Source organism: Halalkalibacter nanhaiisediminis, assembly GCF_007830185.1.
Classification (GTDB): domain Bacteria; phylum Bacillota; class Bacilli; order Bacillales; family Bacillaceae_D; genus Halalkalibacter; species Halalkalibacter nanhaiisediminis.
This window is the reverse complement of record NZ_VLKZ01000003.1, coordinates 409,126-421,093: the sequence shown is the minus strand read 5'-3', so window position 1 is coordinate 421,093 and position 11,968 is coordinate 409,126. Positions and strand designations below refer to the sequence as shown.

At 39.5% G+C, this 11,968-nt stretch carries 7 protein-coding genes and 1 riboswitch; of the genes, 1 reads left to right on the top strand and 6 read right to left on the bottom strand.

What is annotated here, in order from left to right; genetic code table 11:
- Positions 1–158: 158 nt before the first annotated feature.
- The 6 genes from IQ10_RS07385 to IQ10_RS07360 form a co-directional block, all read right to left on the bottom strand.
- Positions 159–3,251 (bottom strand): AAA family ATPase, encoded by a 3,093-nt coding sequence (locus IQ10_RS07385; RefSeq protein WP_144449819.1) that lies wholly within the window; start codon positions 3,249–3,251, stop codon positions 159–161.
- A complete protein-coding gene (locus IQ10_RS07380; protein ID WP_144449818.1) occupies positions 3,248–4,405 on the bottom strand; it encodes an exonuclease SbcCD subunit D in 1,158 nt (385 codons plus the stop codon). The genes IQ10_RS07385 and IQ10_RS07380 overlap by 4 nt, the downstream gene beginning before the upstream one ends.
- A gap of 366 nt (positions 4,406–4,771) precedes the next feature.
- Positions 4,772–5,536 (bottom strand): 3-oxoacyl-ACP reductase, encoded by a 765-nt coding sequence (locus IQ10_RS07375; protein ID WP_144449817.1) that lies wholly within the window; start codon positions 5,534–5,536, stop codon positions 4,772–4,774.
- Between the two features lie 70 nt (positions 5,537–5,606).
- Positions 5,607–5,710, bottom strand: a riboswitch (TPP riboswitch).
- 127 nt (positions 5,711–5,837) lie between these two features.
- Entirely contained in the window at positions 5,838–6,035 is a 198-nt protein-coding gene (locus tag IQ10_RS07370; protein ID WP_144449816.1) for a ChaB family protein, read from the bottom strand.
- 144 nt (positions 6,036–6,179) lie between these two features.
- The gene (gene cysI / locus IQ10_RS07365; RefSeq protein ID WP_144449815.1) at positions 6,180–7,898 is read right to left on the bottom strand and encodes an assimilatory sulfite reductase (NADPH) hemoprotein subunit; all 1,719 of its coding nucleotides are present in this window, start codon (positions 7,896–7,898) and stop codon (positions 6,180–6,182) included.
- 27 nt (positions 7,899–7,925) lie between these two features.
- The gene (locus IQ10_RS07360) at positions 7,926–9,764 is read right to left on the bottom strand and encodes an assimilatory sulfite reductase (NADPH) flavoprotein subunit (RefSeq protein WP_144449814.1); all 1,839 of its coding nucleotides are present in this window, start codon (positions 9,762–9,764) and stop codon (positions 7,926–7,928) included.
- Between the two features lie 370 nt (positions 9,765–10,134).
- Here IQ10_RS07360 and IQ10_RS07355 point away from each other — a divergent pair, with 370 nt between their 5' ends.
- Positions 10,135–11,610 (top strand): phytoene desaturase family protein, encoded by a 1,476-nt coding sequence (locus tag IQ10_RS07355; protein WP_144449813.1) that lies wholly within the window; start codon positions 10,135–10,137, stop codon positions 11,608–11,610.
- Positions 11,611–11,968 lie beyond the last annotated feature (358 nt).

The window sequence follows — 11,968 nt, the reverse complement described above, 5'->3', positions numbered from 1 at the left end:
TAATAGTGTTCGACCGATAAATACTGAATTAGACCGAATTATCTCTCCCTTAGACCGAAAAACGTAAATAACACACCCCTGGCCCTGTTCAACTAATAGAAAAAAGCTGTTGAAAACATGTTTCAACAGCTTTTTTGATTAAAGGAACCTTTTTCAATTTACTTTATAACAAATTCCGTCTTGCTATAGCCTTCTTTTGTCTTTTTCACTTCTAATATAGCTGGGATTGCTTGTTTTAATTCTTGAACATGTGAGATAACTCCTATTAGTCTTCCTGATTGCTGAAGATCAATCAGAGTGTCGATGGCTTTATTTAATGACTCTTCATCTAAAGAGCCGAAGCCTTCATCAATAAACATCGTTTCAATTGAGATCCCACCTTGGTGCGATTGAATCACATCCGCCATGCCAAGTGCTAAACTTAGTGAGGCATTAAACTTCTCGCCACCTGATAATGTTTTGACGTCACGATTATGTCCCGTGTAATTATCGTATACATCAAGGCTTAAGCCGCTTTGCTTGCCTCGTTTTTCTAGTCTGTCGCTGCGGATAAGATGAAATTGTCCATTAGAAAGCCGGTGCAAGCGTTGATTGGCCGCTTGAACAATTTGATCTAAAAATTCAATTTGTAAGTACCGCTCAAATGACATTCTCTTGTTGTTATCTCCTCTTACTACATCATAGAGGTCTTTATGCAAATAGAAATTCTCTTCTGCTTCCTTTACTTGCTCACTCGCCGCTAAAATATTCTTATTGGCATCTTCTGCTGTTGTTAAATGATGTTCGACTTGCGTTAACTCACTTCTCATCTTCTCAATTTCTTCTTCTAGCATTCTTAATTGTTCTTCGAGTGTAACAAGATTAAAGCGTTCTTTGTCTTGGAGCTCTGTCTCAAGCCCGGTGATTTGTTTCTTTATGGAAGTGAAGTCTGTCTTAAATGAGTCGATTTCGTTCGTTAACGCTTCACGTTCTGTCTTAGTCATTTTTGAGCTCGTATAATCCTCTTCTGTTTGAAAATCCGCTTCTAAAAGTGCTTCTTTAAAAGTCGTTAGGGCTTTCTCCAGCTTTTCTGATGTTGTTTTGTGTTGGTTCGTGAAGCTCTCTACTTTTGTTTTCATCGTGAGCATACGTTCTTTTGCACGGGTGAGCTGTTCTTGTACCGTTTTCCATTTTTGTTCTAACGTTTGCTTGGCTTGCTCTGCTTGTTTGATTTCTTCTTGCAAAGCTTCAAGCGATTGTAGTTCTTCTGGGATTGTTCCAAACCTTTGATCATATAGTGCTTGTTCTGTTTTACAGGTTGAAAGTGTTTCGTTCCATTGCTTTTCATTTAGGTTCTTATTCACTTCTAGTTGTTCAATTGTTTCTTCAACTTGTGCTAGCTTATCCTGACATTGGTCGAGCGTTTGTTGATCCGCTTTCTGGCGTGTTATTTCCGTTTGTAGATCCTGTTCATGATTTAAGACGTTTTCAAGAGTTGCCTTCATGACACTAGGTTCAATCCCTAGTTTACGTAATTCTTGTTCTTTCGTCTCAATTTGTGAAGTAATCGTCCCTAGCTCTGCTTGTGAGCTGAAAAATGCCCGCTCTACCTCATCTTTTTCACTTCGTTTATTCTCAAGCATCTCTTTTGTTGGGATCTCTTCTGATAACTCCGCTTTATTTGGATGTTCGTGACTCCCGCAAACTGGGCATGCTGCTCCATCATGAAGATGTTCAGCTAGAATACTAGCTTGTCCTTCAATCCATTTTGTCTCTAGCTCTTTGTATTCTTCTTTCACATTACCTAAGATTGCTTCTGTCTTGAAAGCTACAATCGATAGTTCTGTTTGTTTCGTTGTTAGGTCGATACATTCTTGTAATGCTTTTACTTGTTCTCGGACTTCGAGCAGTTGCTCCGTTTTCTCAGGTAGTGATTTAACACTTGCCTCTAGTTCTTTGATCTTGTGAGAGAGATTGCTTTTTTCATTTTTGTTTTCTTGTAGCTCTGTATTTAAATGATTAGCTTTTTCTTTTAGTTGCTCGACTTCTTTCTCGAGTTTAGCCAATTCTTGTTTTTTCTTATCAAGTCCTGTGACATCAGGAATGTATTCATGTAGTTTACTGACTGAAAGTGTAGCTTGTTCACGCTCTGTTTCTTTCTGCTCTTCCTCTTTATAAGCTACCTCTGCTAACGTTAACTCTTTATCTGCATGTTCTAATTCCAACGCTTGTGCTTCTAACGTTTGCTTTAACTCAACTAATTCACTTTTGACCGCAAGATAGTGATCTTCATGTATGTCAATTTGACTCGCTTTTACTGCTTGTTGTAGCTTTTTCTCTTTTGCTTGTACCAGTGGGTGTTGCTGCTCCATGTCTTCTTTTTGCTGTTGCATATTACTGAGAGCATCGAACCGTTCATTAACCGTTTTGGCTTGATGATAATGGTTTGTTTGTTCTTGTAACTTCTTTTTGTGTTCGTCATGCAAACTCTTTTGCTTTGTTGCTTCTTCTTTGTAATGCGTCATCTCTGCCGCAAGAGCTTCTATAACTTGATGCGTGTTGTAGTTCTCTTGTTCAAATACTTGCATAAGGAGTGAGTCTTCGCGCTTTGGTAACGATTTTTCTACATTTTTAATGTAGAGATCACGTTCTTGCTTCTTGGCTTCATATTGTTTTTGTGATGTGATCCGCTTTTCGTTTAATCGTTCGGTCATCGATTGATATAGACCTGTTTTGAAAATTTTACGAAGTATTTCTTCTTTGTTTTCCGTATCTGACGTTAGAAGCTTACGAAATTCCCCTTGGGGCAGCATCACAATTTGCTTAAATTGATCCTTTGTGAGTCCTATTATGTCTTGAATTTTTTGGTTCACGTTACCGACTGTTAACCGATCGACTAGTAGTACTTCGCTTTCACCAGTCGTTTCGTAGATTTCATACTTGTCACCCGTTGCTGTTTTGTTCGTTCCTTTCACATGAGCCATTTGCCTGAACACTCTGTATGTGCGTCTACGTAATTCAAATTCGAAGTCGACCGATGTGCTTTCTTCATCTGTCGCAAATTGACTCCGTAGCATTTTAGCGTCTTCGCGATCTTCTCCACTGGCATCCCCATATAAGGCAAAACAAATCGCATCAAAAATCGAGGTTTTACCAGCTCCTGTATTACCAGAAATTACAAATAGACGTTGTTCGTTTAGCTCCTTAAAATCAATCGTTTCAGAATGTTTATATGGGCCAAAGGCAGTGATCGTTAGTTTAATAGGCTTCATCCTCGTTCACCTTCCTTTTCGATCGTCTCCTGTAAGGCTTCTTTGAATAATCTTTCCGATTTTGCAGAGATCTCCGTTCCTTTTACTTCTTTATAAAAGGCTTTAAACAGGGAGAGTTCATCCATTTTCGAACGTGCGACCACAGCATCATATTCGTTTCCAGCCATCACTGGAACGATCTTTCGCTCAACATGCATTGCGTTAGGATAAACCGAGCGAACACGTTCCATTGGGGAAAGGACAGGGGATTCATCTAGTAGTTTAATAAAGACATAATCCTCGTTTCGTTCATGCTGTTCAATGTCGTCTATTCTACCTTCGACTGTTCGAATATTCCGTCTTGGTTCAAGTAATCGTTTTTCAATCGTTACTTGTCCATCTCGATCTAGTTCAACAATAAAATAACCTTTTTGATGATGCTCTTCTGAAATCGAGTATTTCAACGGAGAGCCTGCATACCTGATCGTTTCATTGCTGACATAGTGAGCTTGATGCAAATGTCCCAGTGCTGTGTAATGAAATGGTTCAAAAATACTTGCATGAACATGCTCTACCCCGCCAATGGCCAAAGGTCGTTCAGAATCACTCGTATTCTCTTTTGGCTCACCACCAGGAGTGACAAACGCATGGCCAATCAATACATGTCGAGCCTGCTCGTCCATCGATTCTATGATGTGTTGAATGATCGCTCTCATTGCATCATCATGAGTACGAATGTCATCTCTTTGCAGCTCAAAACGTACCTTACTAGGATCTGCATATGGAATTAAGTGAAAATGCACATCTCCATGTTCATCTTTCAATACAACAGGCTCAAACGTACTACTGAATTGACCAACAATATGAAAGCCAGTTGATTTCATGATCTGACTACCGAAGTTCAATCGTTCTGGACCGTCATGATTTCCACCAATCGCAAGCACTGGTGTCTTCAACTTAATGACAATGGTCTCTAACATCTCATCTAATAAATCAACCGCTTCTGTCGGTGGAATCGCACGATCATACAAGTCACCTGCAATGATCACTGCATCAGGCTTCTCCTCTTCAATCGCCTGTACAAATTGTTGTAAAACATATCTCTGATCTTCTGTCATATATACACCTTGAACAAGCTTTCCAAGGTGCCAATCCGCTGTATGGAATAATTTCAAATGAAGCACCGCCCTTTTTAAATTGATCATATGTCAATGTTCACTCTTTCTATAAGTACAGTATGTCAAAAGAGGTATACCATTTTTGGTATACCTCTGGAATTGATTAAGAAAATCTATTGTTCCTCATTTATAATAAAGCATAACTAGACATTACTCTATAGAAATATCTTCTATGAACACGGATGCTCATTTGACTATTTAATTCAGCAGAAGGTGCGCAACCATTGCAATGATTTAACCTTTAATTCCTGCTAACCAATCTTCATAATAATCCATACGAAGAAGCTTATCTACATACTCGTGGCTCAATAAAAAAATGCCTTATTATCTCTAAAACAATAAGGCATTTTGCATGATATTCCTCTAATCCATCACCAAGCCGCCATCAACGACTAAGTTTTGACCTGTAATAGCTCGGCTCCAAGGGGACGCAAAAAACAGGACAGAGTCTGCCACTTCTTCAGGGCTTGTCACTTTTTGAAGCGGTGTGTTTTGTTCGATGATTTTAAACACTTCATCAGGGGTCGCTGCACTAGCATCTGTTTTCTCTAAAAGGCCACCAGAGACCATATTTACTGTTATTCCATTTGCTCCAAGTTCTCTTGCCATTGTTCTCGTAAATCCTAAAAGAGCTGCTTTACTCGTGTTGTATTCATGATAGGCGACAACTGGATTTTGGAAGAGATTTGTCCCGATATTGATAATTCGACCAAAGTTAAGGTCAGCCATATCCTTCTTGCCCGCTTTCACTGTATGTAATGACCCTTTAATGCTTCCTTCGAATTGTACTTGGTAATCATCCCACGTAACAGTATCTGCATTTTTCTTATTAACTGCATCAAATGTAAAATGAATTAAAGCATTATTGACAATCGTTGTAATTGGTCGTCCAAAATGATTCTTCGCTTGTTCAAACATTATTTCCACTTCACTCTGTTCTCTAATATCTGCTTTGATCGCAATAGCTAAGTCTTTTCCAATACTTTCAACTACTTCTTGTGCTTTTGCCTCGTTTTGAAAATAATTAACGACAACATTTGCGCCTTCTCTTGCAAAGGCTTTGACGATAGCCGCTCCAAGTCCTCTACTGCTTCCTGTCACTAAAACCACTTGTTCTTTAATATCCATTTCCAGCTCTCCTTTATTATTTGATCATTAAAAAAAGATCACTAAATACTAGTGACCTTTTTCAACCATACGTTTAAAAGTGTCACTTACCTACGCTAGTTTTACCTAGATCAGGTTCAAAGGGTCAGAGTTCTTCACTCTTCTAAAGCAAACATTGCACCCTTAGTGATAAGTATTTGTACGAATAGTTTATCATATTGATTTATATGATCACCAAACAAAAAGTGTTTACAATAAAGCAACTTCATTATCATAAGATAACGACGCAACTCTTCTTTTGTTAATCTTGGTTTTAACTAGATCATTTTCTAGCCCAATTACCATCGCTGTCTTTCTCATATTTCTGTTTAACTGCATTCCACGCTACCTTAAATGCTGTTTCTTCTTCCGAATATTCTTCACTCGCTGAATTAAAGGCTTCTTTAAAAATCTCTTGGGCATGATGTGGCAAATTGTCTTTTACTCCTTCAGGAAGTTCGCTTAAAGAATGATAGGGCATCGATTCATTCCTCCATTCTTTTGAGAAGTATTTTAATTTTATATAACCAAGTCTTAACTGATTCAAACACCCTTAAAATCCTCTCATTACTAAAAAATAATGAAAAAAAGACAGGAACCGAGTCCTGTCTCTACTTTATTTTAATCAATCATGGAAATTTGCACCATCAGTTGTTGCATTAATGATACCTGCACGAATGACAAAGTCACCGAAGTGCTCGCCTTCTTGACGTTCTTTTGCATAGCGAGGAAGAATTGAGCGTAGTTCTTTTAAAATTTCTTCTTCACCGATGTTTTCGCGGTACATTTTACTTAGACGGCTACCGTCGAAGGCTGCACCAAGATACATGTTGTATTTGCCTGGCGCTTTTCCGATAAAGCCAATTTCGCCTAGTGCATGGCGGGCACAGCCGTTTGGACAGCCTGTCATACGAATCGTAATTTCTTCGTTACGTAGGCCGTTTTCATCAACAATAGCGTCGATCTTATCAATAAGCACTGGTAAATAACGTTCTGCTTCTGCCATCGCGAGTCCACATGTTGGAAGAGCTACGCACGCAATAGAGCTACGACGTAGTGCTGAATAATGCTTGCCGTCTGTCAGTCCAAATTGATCGATCAATTCGCTAATCTTTTTCTTTTTTGTGCTTGATACATTAGCAATGATTAAGTTTTGATTTGCCGTAAGTCGAATATCACCAGTATGGATTTTAGCGATCTCGCGCACAGCCGTCATGAGCTTGTAATCATCCGTATCAACGACACGTCCGCCTTCAACAAACATTGTATAGTGCCATTTTCCTTTAACGCCCTTCACCCAGCCGTAACGGTCGCCATTACTGTCAAAATGATATGACTTCGCTACGTCAAGGCTCCAGCCAAGACGGTTTTCTAGTTCAGCCTTCACTGTTTCTAGTCCAAGACGATCAACTGTGTACTTGAAGCGGGCATTTTTACGTTCAGAACGATTTCCGTAGTCACGCTGAATGGTAATCACTTTTTCTGCTATATCAAGAATTTGGTCTGGCGTACAGAAGCCAATTACTTTAGCAAGCTGTGGATACGTTTCCTTGTCCCCGTGCGACATACCCATACCACCGCCGATTGCTACGTTAAACCCGATAAGCTTTCCATCTTCAACAATCGCAATAAAACCAAGATCCTGCGAATAAACATCAATGTCATTCGATGGAGGTACCGCAATACCAATCTTGAACTTACGTGGCAAATAAAGCGGTCCGTACATTGGTTCGACTTCTTCTGTTTCTGCTGTACCAGCTACTTTTTCTTCATCCAACCAAATTTCATGATACGCTCTTGTACGCGGTAATAAATAATCACTTAATCTTTTTGACCATTCATATACTTCTGAATGGATTTCTGATTCATCTGGATTTGAAATACACATAACGTTACGGTTCACATCTCCACAAGCCGCAATTGTATCTAGCATTGAAGCGTGGATTTCTTGAATCGTTTTTTTCATATTCCATTTTAAGATACCGTGCATTTGAAACGTCTGACGTGTTGTCAGCTTTAAAGTGCTGTTACCGTATTTTTGAGCAAGCTCATCCATCACAAGCCATTGAGCTGGTGTTGCTACACCACCTGGCATACGGACACGTAGCATAAATTGATACGCTGGTTCAAGCTTTTGCTTTTGGCGCTCATTACGGAGATCTCGGTCATCCTGTAAATAGCTACCATGATGTTTCATTAGGCGGTTGTCATCATCTGGAATTCCAGCGCTGATCGGATCCAGCATAACTTCCTTCAATGTACCACGCAAATAATTACTCTCTCTTTTTATGCGCTCAACATCGCTTGGAGTGCCGTCTGGCGCTTTTAAAATTTGGTTCACCATGTTGTGTTTTCTCCTTCCAGTCCAAAATCAGTATACATCACGTTGATAACGTTTTTGCTGTTGCATGTCGGCAAGATATTCTTCCGCTTTTTCACGGCTCATGCCGCCTTCTTTTTCAATAATGTCGATAAGAGTGTTATGGACATCATGTGCCATGTGCTTCTCATCTCCACAAATGTAAACGACTGCTCCTTCTTGAAGCCATTTAAACAATTCTTTACTCTGTTCTTCCATACGGTGCTGTACGTATACTTTTTCATCTGTGTCACGCGAAAATGCGACATCCATTTTTGTCAACACGCCGTCCTTCAACCACTTTTGCCACTCAGTTTGGTAAAGGAAATCCGTTACGAAATGTTGGTCACCAAAGAATAACCATGATTTACCTTCTGCTCCCGTTTCTTCACGCTCTTGAATGAAAGAACGGAACGGTGCAATACCTGTCCCTGGCCCAACCATGATAATTGGTGTATCTGGGTTCTGTGGAAGCTTGAAGTTATCATTATGTTGAATGTAAATTGGTAGCGTATCTCCAGGTTGTAAGCGATCTGCACATAAAATCGAGCAAACGCCGTTTCGGTCACGCCCATGTGTATTGTAGCGAACAGCGCCGATTGTCAAATGCACTTCATCAGGATTCGCTGATAAGCTGCTTGCAATGGAATAAAGACGCGCTGGCATTTTACGAAGAATCGAGATAAATTCTTGTGCTGATACACCCCATAGACCAAAATCACGAACTAAATCTAGCAAATCGCGTCCGTCAATATACGCTTTTAATTTGTCTTCATTGCCCGCTGATAAAAGATCTGTTAACTCCTTATTCGCTGAAAGCTTTGCTGCCTGCTCAAGAAGAGGTTTTGTTAAAACGGTAATTTCAAAGTGAGAAGTGAGCGCTTCTTTAAGCGGACGAACGTCTCCTTGTTTATTAACCGTCACAATTTCTTCAGAATTCCAATTCATTTCAAGAAGAAGCATATCTACAAGAGCTGGATCATTTTCTGGGTAGATACCAAGGCTATCACCTGGTTCAAATGTAAGACCAGATCCTTCAAGCGAAAACTCAAGGTGACGCGTTTCTTTATTTGATCCGCGACCATTCAAATTTAAATTTTCAAGAACTTCCGCTTTAAACGGATTTGTTCTAGAATATACCGATTCAGCACTTTCAGTTACAGCTGCTGCCTGAGCAGGAGTAGCACTTCCACCCTGCGCTTCACTTAAACCACTAAGAACTCCTTCAAGCCATTCTGCTGCTGGCTCATCAAAGTCAAGATCACAGTCCACACGTGGATATACACGTGTGCCGCCAAGCTCTTCTAAGCGCTGATCAAATTCTTTTCCTGTCTGACAGAAAAACTCATATGAGCTGTCTCCAAGCGACAATACAGAAAAACGGAAATCCTCAAGCTTCGGTGCTCTTTTCCCATGAAGAAACTCATGGAAAGAAATAGCATTATCTGGCGGGTCCCCTTCTCCATGTGTGCTCACAACAATTAGTAGGTTTTTAACCTTCTTTAAATTGTTCGGCTTAAAATCACTCATAGACGAGACAGTCACCTGAAATCCTCTTTCTTCAAGCGTCTTACCTGCATTCTTAGCAAGCCCGTGTGCGTTGCCTGTCTGTGAACCAAAAAGAATCGTTACTTCTTTAGAGATTGGTTGTGCAGCACTTTCTGCAGGAAGTTCTGCCACTGGTGCTTCTGCTATCGCTGTCGTTGCTGCCATTTGAGACGCAGCAGCTTGAGACGCAGCCAGATAACCAGTCAACCAAACTTTTTGCGATTCTGTTAAGGTCGGCAGAAGACGGTTAAGGAGCTCTGCCTGCTCCTCATTAAATGGACTGTTCAATACCTGAAGTTGCAACTATATCCACCTCACAAAAAATATAAACTTATCATAAGTCATTTTAATTATAGTGCCTGGTTTCAATAAATCTTGCCATTCACTGCCAATGAAAAAATGATTATTTTTATCGTAGTCGCATTATTCCTATAAGTCAAGTATGTTTTAATAACATACTCATTAAAAATGCTGATAAATTAGTTTTTTAAGAGATTTTTGTCACAAAAAAGTTTTTTATTCAATCCACCATAATCTGGATGGAATAATTAATTTCACTTTCGTGCTTATGCATAAAGATTCACTTATCATTTTACTTTCTGATTCAATATCTTTAAAATAATTATACATAACTTATACAAAAACTTTCGAGCTTTTTTTGAGGAGGATGAGAATGAAGACTGATGTGGTTGTGGTCGGTGCTGGGATTGGCGGGCTCTCTACGGCAGCTTTATTGACGAAAAAAGGCTATAAAGTGGTGGTATTAGAAGCCTCGAATGAATTAGGTGGGTGTGCTGGGAAGTTTGATCGTTCTGGCTATCGCTTTGCTGCTGGGGCGACGCTTGGAATGGGATTTGAGGAAGGTGGTGTGCTTTTTAGGTTGTATCAAGAATTAAACCTCCCTCTTCCTAAATTAATCAATGTACCGATCATCATGGATGTTCATATGCCCGATGGAACGATTCGTTACTTTCGTGAAGCAGAGAATTGGTATAAGGAAATTGCCAGACAGTTTCCTAGCGACCAAGAGAACATCATTGCTTTTTATGAGGAAGTGTTTCGAATTGGAAGCCTACTAAATCAACTTATTACACAAAACCCGACCTTTCCACCAAAGAATTTGATTCATCTCAAACAGTTGTTACCACTTATCTCAAACCAGTCTGTCAAGCTTTTGCCATATTTCACGCAAAGTGTGGCAGACCGTTTGAAAAAATATCAACTGTTATCAAATAAACGTTTTATCACTTTTCTTAACGGCCAACTTATGGATAGTGTCCAAACAACGATTCACCAGTCATCAGCAATTATAGGCTATGCCGCCCTGCAAACCTTTCATCGTGGTGCTTACTACGTTTACGGGGGACTTGCAACGATTGCCGAAGATCTTGGTCAATTCATTCAACATCATGGTGGAGAAATCATCAAACGAAGCAAAGTGATAGGAATTCAGAAAAAAGCAGATCTATGGCATGTTTTGACAAAAAGAAAAGAAATTTTTACAGCAAAACAGCTTGTCTTGAACAATTCAATTCATAACCTCCATAGCCTACTAGCCGAAGATGTAAAGGGAAAAGTTAATATAGAAGAAGACAAAGAAAAAATACGACAAGCCTGGGGTGCTTTTTCCCTTTACGTCGGTTGCCGTGATTTTCTTCATGAAAAAGAGCCTTTGTTTCACCAGTTTATAGAGAGCTACGATCAGCCTTTAGCTGAAGGAAATCACTTTTTGTTTTCCATTTCAGTCCAAGATGATCAATTAATGACAACAAAAGGCAAACGCTCAATTACAATTTCTACACACACCGAACCGAGTCAGTGGTGGGTTAGGGAACATTACGAGACGAAAAAACAAACCTATTCCGACAAAATTATTTCAACAATCTCTAGTCACTTCCCTGCCTTTCAGTCTTCCATCGATGTTTTATTACCTGGAACGCCCGTCACTTTTAAACGCTTTGTTCATCGTGAAGACGGTAAAGTTGGAGGCTATATTTCAACGAATAAGTATAGCTGGTTAACGTCTTATTCTAGTTATTCAGGAATGGATGGACTCTGGTTGTGCGGAGATACAGTTTTTCCTGGAGCCGGTACACTCGGAACAGTTCTATCTGGCATGAATGTTGCTAAGCAAGTCATGCAACAATGAAAGAAGAAGGCGGGCAGTTAAACTGCCATACCCTCTTCTTTGCCGTTTCTAAAATCGTGGTCTACAAATCCTCATCAACCTTCCAAAGGCCATTGTCCCTAACCATAATGAACACATCTCTAGGCCTGTTATCCCTAGATAATTGTATTACATGTCTAGTCCCTCTCATTAAAAGTTCATATCATTACATCTTTATATACAAAATTTATTTATACATGTCATAATGAATTCAATCATTTCTATTAAAATCCCTTTAAACTTACTCCATTCTACATCATTCTTATACACATTTTCTTTTGTTTAGACGTTTGGAGGCAAAAAATGCTCTCCTTCATTAACAGGAGAGCTTCAGACAATC